Origin of the sequence: Paenibacillus chondroitinus NBRC 15376 (assembly GCF_004000765.1) — a bacterium.
GTDB lineage: Bacteria > Bacillota > Bacilli > Paenibacillales > NBRC-103111 > Paenibacillus_E > Paenibacillus_E chondroitinus.
The window spans coordinates 36,871-57,629 of the sequence record NZ_BILW01000021.1 but is presented as its reverse complement, the minus strand read 5'-3'; the positions used below and the strand labels follow the sequence as shown (position 1 = coordinate 57,629).

Annotated in this window: 19 protein-coding genes and 1 pseudogene; 16 read left to right on the top strand and 4 right to left on the bottom strand. The window is 45.0% G+C overall.

What is annotated here, in order from left to right; translation table 11 throughout:
• Positions 1 to 29: 29 nt before the first annotated feature.
• Positions 30 to 374, bottom strand: a complete 345-nt coding sequence (locus PCH02S_RS21665) for a DUF1904 family protein (RefSeq protein ID WP_127456039.1) — start codon at positions 372 to 374, stop codon at positions 30 to 32.
• 208 nt (positions 375 to 582) lie between these two features.
• On the opposite strand from PCH02S_RS21665, the gene PCH02S_RS21660 reads away from it, so the two are divergent.
• Positions 583 to 933, top strand: coding sequence for a hypothetical protein (locus PCH02S_RS21660; protein ID WP_127456038.1), 351 nt, complete (start codon positions 583 to 585; stop codon positions 931 to 933).
• 79 nt (positions 934 to 1,012) lie between these two features.
• On the opposite strand, the gene PCH02S_RS21655 is transcribed toward PCH02S_RS21660, so the two are convergent.
• Positions 1,013 to 1,492: a C40 family peptidase gene (locus tag PCH02S_RS21655; protein ID WP_127456037.1), complete on the bottom strand. Its 480-nt coding sequence runs from the start codon at positions 1,490 to 1,492 to the stop codon at positions 1,013 to 1,015.
• Between the two features lie 196 nt (positions 1,493 to 1,688).
• Between PCH02S_RS21655 and PCH02S_RS21650 the strand changes: the two genes are divergently transcribed.
• The 4 genes from PCH02S_RS21650 (at position 1,689) to PCH02S_RS21640 (ending at position 4,506) form a co-directional block, all read left to right on the top strand.
• A complete protein-coding gene (locus PCH02S_RS21650) occupies positions 1,689 to 2,504 on the top strand; it encodes an MBL fold metallo-hydrolase (protein ID WP_127456036.1) in 816 nt (271 codons plus the stop codon).
• 17 nt (positions 2,505 to 2,521) lie between these two features.
• Positions 2,522 to 3,391, top strand: coding sequence for an aminoglycoside 6-adenylyltransferase (locus PCH02S_RS21645; protein ID WP_127456035.1), 870 nt, complete (start codon positions 2,522 to 2,524; stop codon positions 3,389 to 3,391).
• Between the two features lie 115 nt (positions 3,392 to 3,506).
• Positions 3,507 to 3,656: a hypothetical protein gene (locus tag PCH02S_RS35815; RefSeq protein ID WP_164819670.1), complete on the top strand. Its 150-nt coding sequence runs from the start codon at positions 3,507 to 3,509 to the stop codon at positions 3,654 to 3,656.
• 136 nt (positions 3,657 to 3,792) lie between these two features.
• Positions 3,793 to 4,506, top strand: a complete 714-nt coding sequence (locus tag PCH02S_RS21640) for a 2OG-Fe(II) oxygenase (protein WP_127456034.1) — start codon at positions 3,793 to 3,795, stop codon at positions 4,504 to 4,506.
• A gap of 49 nt (positions 4,507 to 4,555) precedes the next feature.
• Here the strand turns inward: PCH02S_RS21640 and PCH02S_RS35810 are convergent, their stop codons facing one another.
• Positions 4,556 to 6,475 carry a family 43 glycosylhydrolase gene (locus tag PCH02S_RS35810; RefSeq protein ID WP_164819669.1) on the bottom strand — a complete coding sequence of 640 codons (1,920 nt, stop codon included), beginning with the start codon at positions 6,473 to 6,475 and terminating at the stop codon, positions 4,556 to 4,558.
• A 501-nt stretch (positions 6,476 to 6,976) separates the two neighbouring features.
• Between PCH02S_RS35810 and PCH02S_RS21630 the strand changes: the two genes are divergently transcribed.
• The 5 genes from PCH02S_RS21630 (at position 6,977) to PCH02S_RS21610 (ending at position 12,110) form a co-directional block, all read left to right on the top strand.
• Positions 6,977 to 8,410 (top strand): FAD-binding oxidoreductase, encoded by a 1,434-nt coding sequence (locus tag PCH02S_RS21630; RefSeq protein ID WP_127456033.1) that lies wholly within the window; start codon positions 6,977 to 6,979, stop codon positions 8,408 to 8,410.
• 6 nt (positions 8,411 to 8,416) lie between these two features.
• Positions 8,417 to 8,956 carry an MFS transporter gene (locus PCH02S_RS21625; RefSeq protein ID WP_127456032.1) on the top strand — a complete coding sequence of 180 codons (540 nt, stop codon included), beginning with the start codon at positions 8,417 to 8,419 and terminating at the stop codon, positions 8,954 to 8,956.
• A gap of 84 nt (positions 8,957 to 9,040) precedes the next feature.
• The gene (locus tag PCH02S_RS21620) at positions 9,041 to 9,907 is read left to right on the top strand and encodes a VOC family protein (protein WP_127456031.1); all 867 of its coding nucleotides are present in this window, start codon (positions 9,041 to 9,043) and stop codon (positions 9,905 to 9,907) included.
• A 322-nt stretch (positions 9,908 to 10,229) separates the two neighbouring features.
• Complete coding sequence (locus PCH02S_RS21615) at positions 10,230 to 10,883, top strand: YheC/YheD family protein (protein WP_127456030.1); 654 nt, start codon at positions 10,230 to 10,232, stop codon at positions 10,881 to 10,883.
• A gap of 96 nt (positions 10,884 to 10,979) precedes the next feature.
• Complete coding sequence (locus tag PCH02S_RS21610) at positions 10,980 to 12,110, top strand: L-dopachrome tautomerase-related protein (RefSeq protein WP_127456029.1); 1,131 nt, start codon at positions 10,980 to 10,982, stop codon at positions 12,108 to 12,110.
• A gap of 88 nt (positions 12,111 to 12,198) precedes the next feature.
• Here PCH02S_RS21610 and PCH02S_RS21605 read toward each other — a convergent pair.
• A pseudogene (locus tag PCH02S_RS21605) lies at positions 12,199 to 12,459 on the bottom strand (DUF817 family protein); the annotation flags it as partial.
• Positions 12,460 to 12,610: 151 nt separating this feature from the next.
• Here PCH02S_RS21605 and PCH02S_RS21600 point away from each other — a divergent pair.
• From PCH02S_RS21600 to PCH02S_RS21575, 6 genes are all read left to right on the top strand, one after another.
• Positions 12,611 to 14,281 carry an efflux RND transporter periplasmic adaptor subunit gene (locus PCH02S_RS21600; protein WP_164819668.1) on the top strand — a complete coding sequence of 557 codons (1,671 nt, stop codon included), beginning with the start codon at positions 12,611 to 12,613 and terminating at the stop codon, positions 14,279 to 14,281.
• Between the two features lie 30 nt (positions 14,282 to 14,311).
• A complete protein-coding gene (locus PCH02S_RS21595; RefSeq protein WP_127456027.1) occupies positions 14,312 to 15,034 on the top strand; it encodes an ABC transporter ATP-binding protein in 723 nt (240 codons plus the stop codon).
• Positions 15,031 to 16,209 (top strand): ABC transporter permease, encoded by a 1,179-nt coding sequence (locus PCH02S_RS21590; RefSeq protein ID WP_127456026.1) that lies wholly within the window; start codon positions 15,031 to 15,033, stop codon positions 16,207 to 16,209. Before PCH02S_RS21595 ends, PCH02S_RS21590 begins: the two co-directional genes overlap by 4 nt.
• A gap of 54 nt (positions 16,210 to 16,263) precedes the next feature.
• On the top strand, positions 16,264 to 18,480 hold the full coding sequence (locus tag PCH02S_RS21585) for a hypothetical protein (protein ID WP_127456025.1): 2,217 nt from the start codon (positions 16,264 to 16,266) through the stop codon (positions 18,478 to 18,480).
• Positions 18,481 to 18,860: 380 nt separating this feature from the next.
• Positions 18,861 to 19,601: a class I SAM-dependent methyltransferase gene (locus PCH02S_RS21580; protein WP_127456024.1), complete on the top strand. Its 741-nt coding sequence runs from the start codon at positions 18,861 to 18,863 to the stop codon at positions 19,599 to 19,601.
• A gap of 123 nt (positions 19,602 to 19,724) precedes the next feature.
• The gene (locus PCH02S_RS21575; RefSeq protein ID WP_127456023.1) at positions 19,725 to 20,705 is read left to right on the top strand and encodes a glycoside hydrolase family 43 protein; all 981 of its coding nucleotides are present in this window, start codon (positions 19,725 to 19,727) and stop codon (positions 20,703 to 20,705) included.
• Positions 20,706 to 20,759 lie beyond the last annotated feature (54 nt).

The following is a 20,759-nucleotide window of genomic DNA, read 5'->3' as shown; positions in this document are numbered from 1 at the left end:
GGTTTTTTACTTGTTCCTCATGACCGGAATCATGTTAAGGAGATGGGTTCTTCCGAAATGGACTTCAAGGGTTGTCCTTCTTTGTAATACAAATGAGGGGACAATAGGATAAAGAAGATATGAACATCGCCATAGCCATGCGCGGCTAGCAGATTATTCATCTCTTGCGCAATACGGTCGTGCATTTCCTGATCTCTTGGAAACATGAGAATTTCCAGCGATTGCGGTGAATTGCTAAGCTGTTCTATTAGCAGAAGCTCGATTTTCACCTTTTGCGGCAAGACGCCGGTTACCTTTGAAAACTCCTGCACCACATTGGTTGAGATCGAAGAAACGAAGTCTTTCTGAAATCCTTTGAAACGGAGAAACGGCATGCTGATTCCTTCTTTGCATAGTTGTTAGCGAATTTAATCATTCTATTGAAAACTAAACATAAAAACAAAACCTATTTTAGATGAAATCATTCTCAGATCTCGATAGGTCGTGTGAACGATCTTGTACACTTAATCGTATTATAGATGTTCAGATAAGTTTAGGAAAGTAATGCTGAATGGAAAAAATTTGAAGCTCGGAGGTACTCCTATGCCAAGAACCGTTGAATATACGAATGACCGCCTTATTCTACATCTATCAGGATTGACTAGTGCTGCCGCGTTAAAACGTCATGTAGAAATCCCTTTTAAAAACATCAAAAAAGTGTCGATTGAAGATTTTAAACTATCGATGTTTCAATTCCGGGTGGGTACTTCGGTCGCCGACATTCGAGAAGGTCGTTTTCTGATCGGGAACAGATGGTGCTTCATTTCTTATGAAAATCACAAGGATGTCGTTGTTCTTGAATTGGAGGAACATGAATTTGGCAAAGTTGTGTTTCAGATCGATCATCCGGAGGAAATTAAACAGCGTATTTTGGAGCAAACTGTGAGATCATAATCAGTGAAAAAGGGAGAGAGTTCAAAGGAATGGATATTCCTTGAACTCTCTTTTTAGTAAGTATGCCTAATATATAGGATTAATAATGTCTAGCTGTTATGTAGCGAGTACTCCAGTAACCTGTGTTTAAAGACGTAATGACAACGCCGGAGCTCTTCGTGTTACTTATGAAATTACCATTTCCAACATAAATCCCTACATGATCGATTTGGCCAGGCTTGCTCACGCTGAACATGACAAGGTCGCCGATGGCTAATTGGCTCTTGCTTGGCACGCGGGAACCGAAACTCGTTTGAGCTTTGGAGCCCCAAGGGATATTAACGCCATTTTGCTTGAATACAAATTGTGTAAATGCAGAGCAATCAAAAGTGAGATGCGCCGGATCTTTGGTACCGAAACGGTAAGTTACTTTACCGATATAAGATTTTGCTGTATTTACAAATTTATGACCGTTCGTGGCATAAATCTCTTGTGCCGATGCAGAAGCAGGCATTGACACCCCAACCGTCGAAAATAGTACAGAAAGCGCTACCGTGGTAGATATAACTAGTTTTTTCATATGTGATGACACATCCTTATTCCAAATTTGGTAGTAAAAAGGCTTTATGGGATAACTGTACCATAGAAAATCATGGCGGGCTTTAGTGGATTAATGGGTACGATGGGTTTATTAACCATGGCAATTATTGTGCTTACATGTAAACGTAAGATAGAATAACGAGTACGATTTGCGTAGAAAGAAGGATGAGAAACCTATGATTCAATTGCAAAATGAAGCTGTGACCGTTTTCCAAAGCGCACTGTTTCAAACCACTTCGACCGTCATACAAACGAATGAAATGATCATCATCGTGGATCCAAATTGGCTGCCGAATGAAATTGAAGCCATCCAACATTATGTCCAATCCATCCAGGGAGAGCGGGAGATTTATCTGCTTTTTACACATGGAGATTTCGATCATATCATTGGCTATCAGGCGTTCCCGGGCGCGAAAACAATTGGAAGTTTGGCGCTCCAAAACCACCCCAAGAAAGACCATAAGCTGAAGCTTATTAAGAACTTTGACAACGAGAATTATGTGATCAGGAATTATCCGATTCTATTTCCCGAGCTGGATATCGTGATCCAGGAGGATGGACAGCAGTTACACCTGGGAGAAGCGACTTTGACCTTCTATTTGGCGCCAGGACACACAGCAGACGGATTAATGACGGTAGTTGAACCCTTGGGCATTCTGATTGCAGGGGACTATTTATCGGATTTTGAATTGCCTTTCATTTACGATAGCGCGAAGGCGTACAATCAGACACTTGAGAAAAGCAGCAGAATCCTCGAGCAGCATCATGTACAGCTATTAGTCCCTGGTCATGGCTTAGCCACATCCGATCAAGGTGAAATGAAGAGACGTGTGGAAGTGGCAGCCGATTACCTGGAAAGGCTCCGCCAGTCTGTTGTCGCGAACGATGTATCAGCGCTAGAGGCGCTTCATCAAGAGCATGCTTTTCCATCTTCCTTCACGGAAGAGTGCCATAAAGAAAACGTGAGTATTATGAAACGTGAATATTTGTAGGATGTGGAGGAATCGAAATGAGAACTGAAAAAGAGATGCTTGCACTCCTTCTAGGGTTTGCACAAGAGAGCGAAAACATTCGAGCGGTCATCATGAACGGTTCACGCGTCAATCCGAACGTTCCGAAGGATATTTTTCAGGATTATGACATTGTGTACGTGGTGACCTCTGTGCAATCCTTTATTCAAGATCGCAGTTGGATTGACCGCTTCGGGAAAATTATGATCATGCAAACACCGGATGAGATGGGGGAGAAAGTTTCAGAACCCATACATAAATTTACATTCCTTATGCAATTTACGGACGGTAACCGCATTGATTTATCCTTCTACGAAGTAGACCATATCGCCACTTGGCATAGAGACAGCTTGAGCGTGCTTCTGCTGGACAAGGATGGAATTATCGAACCATTTGATGAACCAAACAACCGCGACTATTTGACACATCCGCCTACTTCATCTCAATTTGCAGGTTGCTGCAACGAGTTCTGGTGGGTGAGTACCTATATAGCGAAAGGATTATGGCGCAAAGAGCTTGTCTATGCGAAATTCATGTACGAGCACCCCGTGCGGGATATGTTAATCAGGATGCTTCAATGGCATATCGGAATCAAAACCGAATTCGCTGTTGACTCCGGAAAATGCGGCAAGTATTTCGAGAAATACCTTGCACCCGTTCAGTGGACGGCATTTGTTCAAACCTATCCAGATGGGGATTATGATCGTATGTGGCAAGGACTTTTTATCATGTGTGAGCTTTTCAGGGAAACAGCAAAGGAAGTAGCTCAATATTGTGGTTATGCTTATAATGTGGACGAAGACGAGAAGGTCTCGGCTCATTTGGCACATGTAAGAGAACTTCCTGCACACGCGGAAGGTATTTATTAGGAGTAAAGTCGGATAGAGCGGAGGGCGTCTATGAAATCAGCGGTTGACCGAACGCGTTTTTTTGAACATTATTTTTCGGTTGTGTGCGGCTAGTCTTATCGGGGGAGGGCGCAGTATGCATGAACTTGTTGGTACTTGTGCAAAGTGCAGTAAACCGATTTATTGCCGGGAAGGGTTTCTGGACGGTGTTGTTTTGGAGGACAAAAGCCTCGTTTGTTTTGAGTGTTTGGAACTTTCGAAGCCGCATCGGGAGCCGTCGGAGTAACGACGTATATTCGTAACATAAAATCTCATTGAATGAATTTCGTTATCTTGCTGTCATATTCCAGAATACGTACAAGAGCTTATTTTGGGGCTATACTGTTTGTGGACACCATTATCAGAAGGGGGAGACTTACAATATGCCTGAAAACCTCTTGTTAAGCGTAGAGAATTTGGATTGGAATTGTATTCAGCAAATGCTGGACGAAAATGCTTATGCTAAACTACCCCGTTTGTTAAAGACAAACGAATGTCAAGAGCTCATCAACACTTACGAAGAAGAAGGTCTCTTTCGAACGACTATCGACATGTCTCGATATCGGTTTGGGGTTGGTGAATACAAATATTACAGTGCTCCACTCCCATCATTGTTAAAGAGGCTGCGTGAAGGGTTGTATCCGGAGCTTGCTATAACGGCGAATCGCTGGCTCAAACAATTAGGCCACGATGCTTCATATCCGGCAACACTGGAAGAATTCCTTGCACAATGTCATCAAGAGGGTCAGAACCGACCAACCCCATTGATATTGAAATATGAAGCAGGAGGGTATAATTGCTTGCATCAGGATTTGTATGGGAAAGTATTCTTCCCATTTCAGGTCGTATTCGCTCTCAATCAAAAAGAAGTGGATTTCACAGGTGGTGAATTTTTATTGGTGGAGCAGCGGCCGCGGGCGCAAAGCCAAGGGCATGTCATAACCCTGAATCAAGGGGAAGGTCTTATTTTTCCGACCAACCATCGGCCCGTATTAGGAACCCGTGGTTATTATAGAACGACACTTAGACACGGTGTAAGTACTGTAACTACAGGTACAAGATACAGTTTGGGGATTATTTTTCACGATGCGAAATAGAAAAAACACCTAGACCAGGGAGACCAAGGTCTAGGTGTTACTATTTGCATCAGTTTGGTACTAGTTTAATGTAATCAAGTGAAAGATGGTTGGCTGAACTTGAGCCATTTTTACCTGCAACAGTAAACTTGAAAGCTTTATCGCCTGCCGAGCTGAAGGTGATGTTGGCGACATTCAGTTCCACATAGTTAAATCCAGTTGAGTATAAATCCTGAACCACACCATGATTTACACCGTTTACCGACAATTGGAACTGCCCTCTGTTGGGTCCCTTTTTCACTCCGACCCTTACACTATAGCTGCGTGCCTCGGGCACATTCACCGTGTATGTCACATAGTCATTGACAGCGTTGGCTTCCAACGCAGTTCCAAATCCGCCGCTCAAGCTGAGGTCACGACCAGTTCCATTTCCAAACATGGTGTGTTTGTCGCCAGAGGTAGCGCTTACAATTAAATTTTCTGTCTCGTATCGGCTGCTTTGAACGGAAATATTATCAAATTTGGCCGCTGAATCATAGGTTCGAACGCCTACACTTCCTCCCTTATAAGTTGAATCCGTCACACTAACCTTTGATGTCGTCATATCTCCAACATAAACCTTAAGGGAGTCATCTTGTGCGACTATTTTAACATGATACTTTGTATTAGCGGTTAAGCTCATCGGAGCCGTGGCAAGCGAGGTCCAGTTATTGTTGGCCTTGCCAATCAACACTTGCTGATTGGGAACATCGAGTCCCGCATAGTAGCCTTGGTAAGCATCTGCACCCGTTCCAGGATTGGATACCCTAAATACCAGACCCGCATTGCCAGTTGACCCCGGTGTCACATCAGCTTCATAGATCAGATCTGAGAAATTGGTATCCAAAAGAGCCTTGGCACCCGGGTTTGATGCTGCACTATACTGCCCGCCAGATACTGTCCATGCACCGCCATATGTTGTCCATCCTGTATCATTACCGTCGTCAAAGTTATCTTCTTCGGCCATTTCGACTGGCTTAATCGTATTATCAGGATTAAACTCAAATTTATCATACGCCAGTACGCGTTGGGAATTATTCAGATAACGTTTATGGTAAAAAATGTACCAATCATTAGTTGTTGGGGATTGAACAATACCATTATGACCAGGGCCATCTGCTGTCGTCGTATCCGTATGCAGCATAATCCCTTGTGGCACAAATGGTCCTGTTACAGAGCTGGACGTTGCATACATGACCTTATAAGATGAATCAGCCCATACACCTGCAGCATAATTCATATAGTAAATCCCGTTTCGCTTGAACACTTTAGGCGCTTCAAAGTAGTCATTATCGCCCGTTTTCGCAGGCGTAACTTTCTTATAGACGGTTCCGTCGGGCCATGTTCCCAGAGATTTCATGTCAGCGTTAAGCTTTACAACATTACACTCGCCCCAACTGCCATAATACATATACGCCTGACCGTCATCATCGATAAATACATCTTGATCCATGGGACCTGCGCCATTTCGTACAACATTGATAAGGGGGGCGCCAATTGCATCGGTATATGGCCCTTCTGGATGATCAGCGACTGCAACGCCTATTCCGCCTAATTGTCCATCGCCATTAATTGCGTTAGCGGCAAAATAGATATAATATTTCCCATCACGATAAGCCCCGCTCGGTGCCCACAGTGAATGTTGCAACCATGATATATTGGCCGAACTGATGACATTTGAGTATTTGGTCCAATTAACCATGTCCGTTGAAGAGAAAATGTCCACAGATTTTGCACCAGTGTTGGATTCTCCCGCTTGAGTCGAACGTGTCGGATACACCCAATATGTGCCATTATATATCTGTACATCAGGATCTGCATAATAGCCGTCCACAAATTGTGGGCCAGCGTGAATCGGAGCAGCATAAGCCAGTCCCGGCATCGATACAATCAAGCCAAATACGATCGAAAAGCAAAACAATAACCATTTGGATTTATTTATTTTCCCCATAAAATAACCTCCTTTTTAGCTGACAAATTACTATTCTTGTTGGCATCTGTTACTTCGAACCTGGTTGGGAAACGCTTTCAAAATTGATTAATTGTTACAAACGGGCCACCTCCTAGAGAATGTATCCGCCACTGCTGCCTAGCGCTATCGATATGCGGTTTACACTTAGCACAAATGTGATTCGAGAGAAGACTCTGTTGGGAATTTTATGCAGAGACTTCATGTCAAAAATTATACGCTGATGAATTTTTATTAAAAATGTAATTTGATAAATAAATTTTGTAAAAAATTTATATGTGAGATATAGCCGAAATCCTTCGGGAGAATGGGATTAAATTAACGGGAGTTTAGTTTAATAGGTAGAGGCGAAAATATGTTAATATGGATTTAGTTATTAAATCATGAGGAAGCTGGAAAAACGAAAAACATCTACATTATTTAATATAATTCTATTTTTACATACATGATAGAATAAGAGATAAATAGGAGGAGACGGCAAAGATGAAAAAATGGATTGCCTTCTTTCTTCTAGTCATCTTATGCGTCATTAATTATGTGAAAAACGATACGCCAGATCAAGACCCTTATCTCATCACAGACTATAGTCGATTGCACCCTGTAAAAGTAACTAGTGTAGTTAAAGGCCATGAGGAGGAGCAGCTACGCGGTATCTTGCAGGAAGCACAGGAGAAGGGTCTTACAACTTCTATTGCAGGGCAGAGGCATAGCCAAGGCGGTCATACGTATTACAAAGATAGTGTTGTCATTGATATGACATCATTCAATCGTGTGCTTGCTTTCGATCCCAAGCAAAAGTGGATTCGAATCCAAGCTGGTGCTACCTGGAAAGACGTACAAAATTACGTTAATCCGTATGGGTTGGCGGTGAAAACGATGCAGTCGCAAAACATTTTTACATTGGGCGGTTCCCTTAGTGTCAATGCACATGGTCGGGATATCCGAAACGGATCACTGATTAAAAGCGTAGAAGCATTCCGTCTGCTTCTTGCGGATGGCCGTATTATGAACGTGAGTCGAAATGAGAACGTTGAGTTATTTGACCTTGTTATCGGCGGTTATGGGCTTTTCGGGGTTATTCTAGACGTAACACTCTCGTTGACTGAAAATGAAATGTATAAGCTGCGTTTCGATACGATGGATGTTGATTCGTACAGTCATTATTTTGAAGAACAGGTGAAAGCTAACCCTGAGATTCGTCTGCATATAGCACGGATTTCTGTTGCTCCTGACCATTTTCTGAAGGATATGTATGCCATTAATTACTTAAAAGACTATTCAACACCTCTGGAAGGCAATGATCGTCTGAAGGTAAGGGAAGATGGCGTGCTTATATCCAAATTGATGTTTAATTTAAATAGGACGTTTAGTTGGGGGAAGAATTTGTTTTGGAAACTTCAAAAGCCTGTTTTTGCCAGACAGGATGGCACGCTGATAACGCGGAATAACGCCATGCGGTCAGAGTCTCTGTTCATGGAGAATAGGCAGGCAGGTAGCAACGATATTTTGCAGGAGTATTTTATCCCGGTCAAAGAGTTTGCTGGTTTCGTTCATGACTTGAGTACTGTGCTGCAGACAGAGAAGTTAAATCTTCTAAACCTTACAGTACGATACGTAAACCATGATGAGGAAGCATTACTTTCATATGCGACAGACGATATGTTCGCTCTTGTTTGCCTATTCGATGTTCCTTTGTCGAAGGAGGGGCAGGGGCAAGTGCAGTCAGGAATACAGAACGTGCTTGACCATGTAATTAAGCATAAGGGTTCTTATTATTTACCGTATATCGCTTACCCTAGGCTTGATCAATTTCGATCAGCGTACCCAAGGTATGAGACATTCTTCCGGAAAAAAGAGCAGTACGACCCGAATCATGTATTCATGAATTACTTTTATTCGGATTACAAGGGAGAGTAACCAATCATGGATACGAAATGGCTCATACGTTCACAAAGCGTCGTGACGTTGGCAGCGGGTATGATTTATCCGTATTATCTGTTGTTTCTTAAAAATCTCGGAAACAGTTATTCGAAATACGGTCTTGCTTTTGCTGTATTCACAATTAGTTCTGCTGCAGTTTCTCAATGGGTGGGCTCGAAGTTGGATCGTCATGGGCTACGATTAATGACTTGGAGTTCGCTTGGCATGATGGCTGCAATGCTGATTTTTCCTTGGGTAGTGAATTATTTGTTGGTGTTGGTTTTGCAGCTTCTGATGGGAGTTAGCAATGCAATGCAAAAGATGAGTGAACGAGTTCATCTTGCTGATTTAACAATTAAAGGCGAACGTGGCCAAGTGATAGGGAATTTCCATTTCTGGACTTCCATCACCTCCGGCTTCGCAGTGATTTTGGGTGGTTATGTAATTGATTGGTTAACAATCGACGCGCTTTTTTATTTTAGTGCGATATTATACGCAAGTAGTTCCTGGGTGACTTGGCGAGCAGGAAAAAGGGCAATTTAGCATAGCCATTTTCATCACCTTGACGTAATTAAATAACTTTACTAAACTTAATTACAAATAGTAAGTATTTAAAGGGGGATTTCCATGTCAGCGACTCTGCCTAAGGATATGAAGCTTGGCATTATCAAATTGTTGGTCTCCAATTTAGAACGTTCCATACGCTTTTATCAAGAAACGGTCGGCTTTCGCCTAGGCAAGACAACGTCCACATCGGCTGAATTGACGATTGACGGCAGTGAACCCTTTGTAATATTGGAAGAAATGCCTGATGCACGGATTACAGCACGCAGATCTGCAGCCGGGCTTTATCATTTTGCAATTTTGCTGCCGACACGGAAAGATCTTGGTTTGAGTTTGAAAAATTTGATCCAATCCGGCATCCATATTGGTCAAGCGGATCATTTGGTAAGCGAAGCTCTGTATATCACCGATCCGGATCATAACGGTATTGAGATTTATTGTGATCGGCCAAGAAGCACGTGGCGCCGCGACGCCGAAGGAAACTATATCATGGCGGCAGATCCGATTGACTGGGATGGTTTGCTGCATGAGGCGGAAGGTGCGGTATGGAGCGGTTTACCCGTCGGTACGGTGATGGGGCATATTCATTTTCACGTTAAAAATTTGCAGAAGTCCAAGGAATTCTACTGCGATATTCTAGGTTTCGATGTGGCGGCTGATGCTCGCATGGCGATGAAAGCCTTGTTTATCTCCGCTGGTGGCTATCATCATCACATCGGTTTGAATGTTTGGGCCGGTGAGGAGGCGCCATTACGGCCTGCCAACGGCACAGGGCTGGATTATTACACTTTGGTGTTTCCTGACGAGCAGACCCGTAATGAGGCCATCGAGCGCTTGAAGCTGGCGAATGTGCAAGTGAGTGAAATCGATAATATCTTTATGGTAAAAGATCCGTCCGGCATTCCGCTGAGATTGGGTTACGAACAATAAAGCCGAAAGAAGCAGATGCGGGGGGAACCCTGCCTGCTTCTTTTTTATTTAGGGAGCTACAGTCCACCAATTTCAATACAAAATAAGGTACCCCAGTTCCCCTCCGCCGAGTCACAGCCTCGGCCCTGTCTTGCCGCCGGCATGCCAGGCACCATGCTGCGGCACATAGAGGACCCTGAGGGCACTATTTGTGCCCTCAGGGCTCTTCCTGTTCTTTTTTGTGCACAAGGAACAAAAATTAGTTCCAGATTGTCCCTTGCTCTTCGGAAGAACCACGCATACTTTAGCATAAAGGATGGCATGTACTGAGGAGGAGTCTTTCATGCGTCGAGTTGCTAGTAAGTGGTCGAAGTTCGCTGTTCTGCTGCAGCATTCCGGTGTCGCCAAGCATATTCCAGCTATGCGTCGCTACAGCGCAGAGAACCTAGCAGCAATGCTTCGTCAATTTCAATTTGTCGTAGCCAAACCAATCGTTGGAACCGGTGGGAGCCGTGTGATGAAAATCCAACGGGCAGGAAGCGGCTTCATGCTTCACAACGCGGGTACGAAAAGAGTCTATAACTGGAATGAGCTGCTGCAAGCCATTAATCGCATACGCCAGAGCCGCCCGTTGATGCTTCAACAGGGCATACAATTGACTACCATCGATGGCAGGCCCGTGGATTACCGGGTTAAGCTGGCCAAAGTCGGACGTACTTGGGAGATTCGGGCGGTTGTGGGCCGATTAGCGCGTCCAGGTCTGTTCGTTACGAACCTGTGTCAAGGCGGTACACAGCTGAGAGGCAGGCATGCTGTGGGCCGGACGTTCCCTGCTGCGCTTGTCAAATCCAAAATCGACACCATGGTTGGCGTTTCCCGGACTTGTACCATGTTATTAGAGGCCAAATTTCCCGGAATTGGGATGCTAGGCTACGATTTTGGCATCGATAAAAGGGGAACTGTCTGGATTTTTGAAGTGAACACAAGACCTCACTAATATTGGCCGCATGCTTCAGCCCACACGCCTTATTCCTGAGCGCATACCAATATGGTAGGTGCATGACTACTTACAAGTCACAGGAGGCTCATATCCATGTATAAAATAATATGTCATTGGAGCCGTTTGGATTGGCACTTTCCTCAGACTGTGATGAAGGAAGAATTTGAAACGAAGCAAATTTGGAAAAAGGCGATTCCCGCCAGTGTGAAAGTTGATCATCAAGGACAGTATTACGTTTCGGTTCCGCGGTGGTCTCCCGATATTCCTGCAACGATGAATCGCATCGTGGTCAAGGAAGATAAGCCGCTGCTTGAAGCTTTTCCAAGTTGGGCATGGAATGAGGTTGGCGACATCACTACCCTGCAATCTGTCCTCGGCTTTGAAATTGATGAATATAATCGCATGTGGCTGCTGGATCAGGGAAAAATTGCCTTCGAGCCTTCGCCGGAAGGATCTCAGAAGCTTTTGATTTGGGATTTAAACAGCAACTCGTTGGTTGACGCCATCGACATTCCGGATGAGATCGCACCGTATCGGACTTCCTTCCTTAATGACCTCGTGGTGGATAATAAAAATGGTTTTGTTTATATTACTGATTCCGGCTGCGGCTTCCCGGATCATCCGTTACGTGGCGGCATTATTGTGTATAACATGAAAACGAAAACGTTCCGGCGTGTGCTCGACGGGCAGTTCAGTACGCAGGATTTCCCTGACTTTCATTTTCAAATTGATTATAAGCCCGTGTTTAAAAATAAACCGCTGCGTATCGGAGTCGGTGGCATCGCTTTGTCAGGTGACCGTTCTACACTCTATTATTGTCAATTAACTGGCCGCAATTTGTACGCGGTTCATACGAAACTATTACGAAACGAGCAAATACCGCTCGAACAAATAAATAGCTCCGTGCAGGTCCTTGGGAGCAAAGGGACAACAACAGACGGGATGCATGCGGATAATCGGGGTAATTTGTTTTACACGATGTTGGAGGGAAAAGGGATCGGTTTTTTCGACGCAAGGGATCGCAGTTTCCATAAATTCGTTTCCGACGACCGGATGTTGTGGGTAGATGGGGTTGCTTTTGATCAGAAGGGGTCCATCATCTTCAATAACAATCGGCTTCATGAAATGATTGAGGATCATGAAATCGATTGGAACAATCCGTACAATTTAATTATCTGGAAAGCTTACGTTGGAAAAGATGTGAAATCCTATTTATATGGATAACTTTAAAATATGCTAAAAAACGGTCCAAGAAGGTAGAAGCTACCTAAGTGACCGTTTTTTTGTTTTCAGTCGTTTTAGTTCAGCGACGATAATAAAGGATAAAGAAATTGAGATAAATACAAGCACCGAAAGGAATCGTGATCCATTTTGGCGGGTAAGCGTTCAAGGAAAGTGATAATTGACGCCAGGATTGACAGATCAAACTTGTTACACTTGCATACATAAAGCCACTGTAGAGGGGAACGCCTCAAAATTTGCTAAACTCATACTCTGGATAGCTCCACGATCCCATATGTACTTTAAACAATTCTAGAGCAATACCACTGACATGAAAGACACAAATAACTTTTTTCCATTTTCAGCAAACGTTAAGTTAGCTTTCAACTTTCTTTCAGCCTGTGCTCAGTAGGGTTTCAGCCAAACCCCTTAGACTCCTAAATGTGAGATCTATATGACGAAGACAATCGTGGTCTTGGTACATGGGAGAGGGGAAATCAACAATGAACATGAATCGGAAGAAAAAATGGATCATTGTCGTTGTGGCTGCGATGTTGTGTGGTGCTGGAACTTACTACTACATACACAACAAATCGAAGCCTGTAGCAGCCGCTACGGGGCAGCAATCGGCAATGAAGGTAACCAAAGGAGCCATATCTTCATCTATATCGGGAACCTCTCAGCTAGATGCTAAAGATAAGCAAAATATCGTAATACCCGTGGATGCAATTATTAAAACAATGAATTTGACTCAAAACCAAGCGGTAAAGAAGGGCGACGTACTTGTAGAGTTGTCTGTTCCTTCCACAGAAACAAATCTGAAAGAAGCGCAGGTAACTCAGCAGCAGTTGGAAAAGGAACTCGCTGAGCTGCAGGGCGAGCAAAACCATATGAGTATATCGGCCTCAATGAGCGGAAAGCTTACTTTGGCTTCCAATTTGGATGTGGGCAGTCAAGTGAATAAAACGACGAAGATCGGTACGATTTCGGATACTTCACAGTTTAAAGTCAAACTTGCTTTCCCTCTGCAAGAAGCTGTTCAACTGCAGAATGGGGAAAACGTCGAATTGACGGTAGACGGATATTTACTGTCCAAGATTGGGACGGTATCCAACGTATCTCATGAAATGAAAGCTGATACGAACGGCAATAAGATCGTTGACGTAGAGGTACTAGTCACGAATGACGGGACACTTTCCGCCGGCATGAAAGTGAAAGGCACTATCGGAAGCGGCGATAGCAAGATTGAATCAACAGAACTAGTCGCATTGGATTATGTGCGCACAACGCCTATTTTTTCCGAAGCTAGCGGCACGGTCAAAAGCTTGAAATTTAAAGACGGAGACACTGTGAAACAAGGGGATCTCATCGCAACGTTGTTTAACGATGATCTTCAGCAAAACATCATCAGCAAGCAAGCGGCCATCGACAGCCAAAAAATTAAAGTCGACGATGCGCAGCAGAAGGTGAATCAATTGACGATCACAGCGCCATTCGACGGCGTGTTCTCGGCGGACTTTGCGAACAGCAAAAGCAATGTGCTCCGCAACTATCCGGTAGGAGCACAAATCACGGCGAATACTACGCTTGGTGCGGTAGCGAGTTTAAGCACGATGCAGCTGGCCATTGCCGTGGATGAGCTGGATTTGACGAGTGTGAAGGTCGGTCAGAAAGCTGTCGTGAAGGTGGATGCGATTTCGGGTAAATCTTTTGAAGGCGAAGTGACATCCGTATCCAATGTCGGTACGACAACCAACGGAGTAACCACTTACGATGCCGTTGTTTCCATCCCGAATCCGGATAGTGTACTCAAATACGCGATGACGGCAACAGCTGAAATTTACATTCAAGATAAAAAGGACATTCTCGTAGTCCCAATTCAGGCAATTACGACAACGAAGGGCAAATCCACCGTTTCCTTGAAGAAAGCGGATGGAACCGTTGAAGAACAGCATGAAATTAAAACGGGCATACGCAGTAAAACACAGGTTGAAATCTTGAGCGGTTTGGCAGAGGGCGATGAAGTTGTGATGCCGACGCGCAAAGCTACGACGACGAACGCTCAGATGCCAGGCGGTTTCCCTGGCGGAGAAGGCGGTCCTCCTGCTGGTTTCCAAAGAGGCGAAGGTGGAGGCGGAGGCGGATTCCAAGGCGGAGGAGGAGCGCGCCCATAATGGGCAGCTTCGAGGAAAGGAGCCAGTCGTATGAATATCATTGAATTAACGGGAGTCACCAAAAGCTACGCACGCGGGGAAGAAGAATTGCAAATTCTCAAGGGAATTACCCTGCACATTGCCAAAAGTGATTTCGTTGCTATTATCGGTCCCAGCGGATCTGGGAAATCCACACTCATGAATACGATCGGATTGCTGGATATACCGACTTCAGGCACATACTCGCTGGATGGCGTTTCTACGGTAAAAATGTCCGACAACGGCTTGGCCGAACTCAGAAATCGGAAAATCGGCTTTATTTTTCAACAGTTCAATTTGCTGCCCCGGCTATCCGCTATCGAAAATGTGGAATTGCCGATGATTTATGCAGGTATTCCTGCCAAACAACGCCGAGAGCAAGCCCAACGAATGCTGGAAAAGCTGGGGATGGGCCAGCGCGGACATCACAAGCCGAGTGAGCTTTCAGGGGGACAGCAGCAAAGGGTGGCGATTGCCAGAGCGCTGGCCATTTCACCATCGTTAATATTGGCTGACGAACCGACCGGAGCCTTGGACTCCAAAACAGGGATTGAAGTGCTGGAGTTAATTCAGGAGCTCAATCAGCAGGGCAACACGATTGTACTGATTACGCATGACAATCATATTGCCGATCATGCCAAACGTGTTGTAACGCTTCGAGACGGCGAAATCATCAAGGATGTTCGCAATCAGCCGATGCCGATTCCGAAAGTGGAAGAGGCGGTGACGAGATGAGACCTTGGGAGCTTTTTCAAATGGCGATGGCCACGGTTCGTTCCAATCCGCTCAGGACGGTTCTGACGATGCTTGGCGTTATTATTGGGGTTAGCTCCGTAATTACTCTGGTATCTATCGGTCAGGGAACGTCCAAATCGATTGAGAAGCAATATGAGGGACTAGGAACGAACCTGCTTACGGTGAATCTGCTTGGTAATGGCCGCGCAACCCAATTGAAGTATGAAGAGATCATGGAGCTTGAAGGAACATCGGGCATTAGCGGGATTGCACCGACCATGACCAGAAACAGCACGAATATCAAGTATGACCGCACGACGGAAACGTACAACGTGATAGGGACGAACGATCGTTATCTGAGCATGCAAAAAGGTGAAATGGGCAGCGGGCGTTTCCTAGCCGAAGCGGATTTGGATTATCGCAATCACGTGGCGGTCATAGGAAGCGAAGTGGCGACGAAATTTTTTGGCAAGGATGATCCTTTGAATGAGGAGATCAATGTCAATGGCTACATGTATACGATTATCGGTGTTTTGAAAAGCAAAGGTTCTAATACAAGCGGAACGTCGCTAGACAGTGCGGTTATTGTGCCGCTGCCAACAATGAGCAGAGATTTTAAATTAGGATCCATTCGCTCTGCGTATGTAGAAGCAGCAAGCGGGGACGAGGTCAGCAAGGTGCAGGCTGTTCTTGAGAGATATTTAGCGAGCAAATTCAAGAGTACGTCAGGTTATAACATTTTCAACTCATCCGAATTGATCAGCGCCAAACAAACGGCGTCAAGCACGCTAACGAATCAATTAGTTGCTGTAGCTGCGATATCCTTGCTGGTTGGCGGTATAGGAATTATGAATATCATGCTTGTAACCGTTAGTGAACGAACGCGAGAGATTGGGATTCGTAAATCCATCGGGGCCAAACGTCGAAATATTCTCTTGCAGTTCCTGGTGGAAGCTACGTTAATCAGCGGAATGGGTGGATTCATTGGCCTTGTTGTTGGGGTAGCGTTATCGCTCGCTTGGCCCTATATTAATCCGAGTCAGGAAACAAGTCTTTCCATTAATGTAGGCCTATACGCATTCTTATTCTCAGCATTAGTCGGTGTCATTTTCGGATTGTACCCGGCCAATAAAGCGTCCAAATTAAAGCCAATTGATGCTCTTCGTTACGATTAATTCATGATTGCTGAGTGATTTATTGACTATTCTAAGCTACGGGAGGTAACCATCATGATTCGCAAATTGACAACACTTTCTTTGAAACATACGACCTTAGCCTTGTTATTGACCGGCAGCCTAACCGCTGCCTCTTTACCCACAGGTATGGCTCAAGCAGCAGGGGAAGCCGTTTATATTACTTCTGCCTCTTATTTTACAATCAGCCAAGCTGCGCTCTCGTCCTCATCGTTACAGTTCGCGGTTTCCTTACATAATGGGGACCAGAATGCAATCGACTTCAATCAATATGGCGTGCGCGTCACCGATACGTCTGGGCATAGTTTTACAGCTAAATTGAGTGAAAAGAAAAGCGCCAGCGTTCTTCCCGGGCAGGATACGAGCTTTCGTTTCTACGCCAATTTGGCGGAAGGCGAATCCGCAGATCAGCTGAAGATCGATGTGTTCCGTTGGGATGCAGGGCAGGCAGATTTCATGAAACATCTGGGGCAACTGCCTGTAAGTTCTGCGCTTGGAGAAGGTCAGGTGACCGTGCCGGAAGAGATTATTAATCTTCGGACACTCGACAGCACATTAGCCAATGATGCTTCACTCGCTTTCCAACTAGGGCAGAGCGTTCGCGTTTCGGAGAATGGAAAATGGTATCTGTATACGCAGGTATCCGCGAAAAATCTCGGTTCCAGCAGCGTTAAACTGCCTGCAGCTCTTCAGTTCAGATTAGTAGATGCCAATGGCCTGAAATACGCTTCGACCTATGCAAATGGATCAAGTACAACGTTCCTTCCAAGTGAATCGGATACCTTAACGTTAAAAACACCTATCTCAAAACAGATGGCGATGTCTGGTGCATCGTTGGAATTTTATTACTTGAATCAAACCGAAGATGTGACGCTGGGGAACATGAGCCTGAATGCATCCCTCCAAACAACAGCGCTAAATACGAAACAGAAGTACAGCGGACAGCAAGACGGAGAGCAGATGACAGTCCAAGCGAGTTCGTCCCAGTACTCGACGCAAGCTGACGGCGTTCATGTGCAAACGGTTGTTACGTTAAGTAATAACGGCGAAGCGTCTGCGGCAATTCCATCCTTCATTGCGACTTACCAAGTTGGAGATTCCGGCACGGCTTTGTCTGCAGCGGATAATACGGCTCGCTCCGCATTTTTGGCTCCGAAAGAAACAACAACCTTTTATTTTAATGCGATTTTGCCGTCCGGCACGGATCCGAACGCGGCTCAGCTTGTCCTCTGGGAGAAGACATCGGGCACGACGGGCGCAGGTAATGGAGGCAGTACGGGTAGTGCGGGTAATACGAACAACACGACTAGCACGAACAGTGCAAGCGGAGACACAGCGTCAACAACAGCTGGAACGAACGAGACGTCCGAATCGGCAACAGTTTCTACGGGTAGCGGAACTACAGGACAGATGCCTGTAGCGGTGTTCCTGCTGAAAGGTGCGAGCGAAGCCAAAAACGGCTTTACAACAGCTGCAAGCTACTTGATTGGCAATAAGCTGACTTTAACGGATAATTCCATCGTGAATAAAAATGTGGATGTTTCACTTGTTGAGCTTCATGCTCACGAAAACGATGATCTTGGCTACAAAACCGCCATCGCCAAATACAAAATCACAAATAACGGCTCAAACACGATTGCCTTGCCTGAGCTTCAAAATGAGCTGTTGGATAGCAGTGGCAATTCGTACACCGGCACACGCCAAAGCTCTGTCACCACGCAACTTACGCCGGGCAGCTCTTATGTGGTTAGCTATTCCTATCTGCTTCCGAATCGCAAAACAGCGGACGATGAAGCCTTTGCGCTGAACATCTATGATGATAAATCAGTGTCCGAAGGCAAAGTATCACTCGGAACGTATCAGGTTGCTCTACAGAAAGAGGATGAGGGCGACACAATTGATCTCTATCCGTTCTCATTGAAAGTGAATGATGAGTCAATTAGTTGGCTGTACAGCGGAGGTTCTTACTCTTATCAACTAAACCTTGATCTTGATATCACGCATGAGGATCAAGTCATCATAGACTCGAACTTCTCGACCATTGAATTCGACATGGTGGATTCGCTTGGGCGCATCGTAGGCACTCAAACGTCCGCATTGGTCGGTACAGGCAAACTGACGAGCGGCAAGCAAAAAATTGTTGTCACTGGACTTAAAAACGAGCAAGTAGATTCGGGTGTCGTCGTCAACATGTACGAAGTTATTAATACCCCTAACGGGACAGCTAAACGTCTGATTAAGCAATTCCATTAAGATTTACAGTATGCAGCCCGACGGGACATAGACCTGTCGGGCTTTTTACATATGATTAAGCCACTGGCTGACAAGTTGCTGCTTTGGATTTGCTATGGTGCCTCGCAGCGGTAACAACAGGAATTTCTAGCGTTAATTTTCGCGACTTTGCGGCAGAAAATGAAATAGAGTTAGTAGCTCCATCTAAATCATCAGTAGCTGCACGAAATCTGGTAACTCTCGCGGAATTAGCTGTAGGAAGTCCAGTTGCTTGGCCAAAATTGGGTCAGATAAATAAAGTGTAGACCGAAAACCAAACATACTTGATATGATTGGTTTTTATATATTAGGCTAGTAGTGTACGAGAAAAATATGAAGCCGACGGGAGCTAGTAGAAAATTATGAAACAAAACAAATATGATGATCACAGCTTTTTTGAAAAATACAGCCAAATGGCACGCTCGACAGGTGGATTGGACGCGGCAGGGGAGTGGCCTGCACTTCGCGCGATGCTGCCGGAGCTTTCTGGCAAAGCCGTGCTTGATCTTGGCTGCGGATATGGCTGGCATTGCCGATATGCACGCCAGGAAGGAGCTCGCTTCGTTGTAGGCGTGGATCTTTCCGAGAAAATGCTGGAGCGTGCGCAAGAACTAACGGAGGATGAAGCCATCACCTATCGCCGACTTGCGATTGAAGACATCGACTTTCCGGCAGGCCAATTTGATGTGGTGATTTCATCACTTGCCATTCATTATGTGGAACATTTCGATGACCTCTGTCATAAGGTTCATCATTGCCTCACAGAAGGGGGGCGCTTCATCCTCTCCGTCGAGCATCCGATGTTCACTTCACGTGCTGAACAAGATTGGTATTATGGTCCTCAAGGCGAACGCCTGCATTGGCCAGTCGACAATTATCAGGATGAAGGACTAAGACAGGCTAGATTTCTGGAAACGGACGTCGTGAAGTATCATCGAACGGTTGCCACGTATATGAATGCGTTGATCGATGCTGGATTCAGCATAACTAAGCTCTCCGAGCCTCAACCAACGCAAGAAGCATTGGACAAGTATCCGGAGATGAAAGATGAAGCCCGACGTCCCATTTTCCTTTTGATTGCAGCAGAAAAACGCACCCAGTAAGCACTTTTTCAATCATTTCATGCCCAGATGCATAATTTTCTTGATTGTTAGGCGAACTTGGTTATAATGAAGTATGTAAGTTTATACATTAAACAAACTAAGTTTAACAAGGAGAAAATGGACATGAACAAGCCTGCACAGCCTAAGGAACCTTTAGTTACGCATATTTACACGGCTGATCCATCTGCCCACGTATTTGACGGCAAAATTTATATTTATCCTTCCCATGACCTAGACCACGATGGACCTTCTAATGATAATGGCGATCAATATGCGATGGAAGATTATCATATTCTCTCCATGGACGACTTTAATTCACCTTGTGTCGACCATGGCGAGGCTTTGCACCTAAGAGATATTCCTTGGGCGAAGCAGCAATTATGGGCACCAGACGCAGCGTATAAGAACAATACGTATTATCTCTTTTTCCCGGCTCGGGACAAAGAGGATATTTTCAGACTTGGCGTCGCGACAAGCTCAACGCCTGCAGGTCCTTTTACGGCTCAGGAGAATTATATCCCAGGCAGCTACAGTATTGATCCTGCCGTGTTCATCGACGAGGATAACAAAGCTTATATTTATTTTGGCGGACTATGGGGTGGTCAGCTGGAGAAATGGCAGACAGGAACATTCCTTCCTGATGCTAAGGGGCCGGCAGAGAATGAACCAGCCTTGGGGCCGAGAGTGGCTGTTCTAAGTGAGGATATGCTCACGTTCACGAACGAGCCGCAAGAAATCAAGATTGTGGACGAAGAAGGCAATCCAATCCTAGCAGGAGATGAGGACAGACGATATTTCGAAGGTCCATGGGTTCATAAATACAATGGATATTACTATCTGTCCTATTCAACGGGGACTACACATTGTCTTGTTTATGCAATGAGCGAACATCCTCAAGGGCCGTATGTGTTTAAGGGTACGATCCTTACGCCGGTAATCGGGTGGACAACCCATCATTCCATTGTTCAATTCCAAGATAAATGGTACTTATTTTATCATGACTGCTCCCTATCAGATGGCGTTAACCATAAACGCTGCGTCAAATACACGGAATTAACGTATAACGCGGATGGAACTATCCAAACGATTGACCCTTATAAATAAACAATTATTCCTATAGAACTGCTTCCTACGGTCTTGTAAGACTTGAGGGGGCAG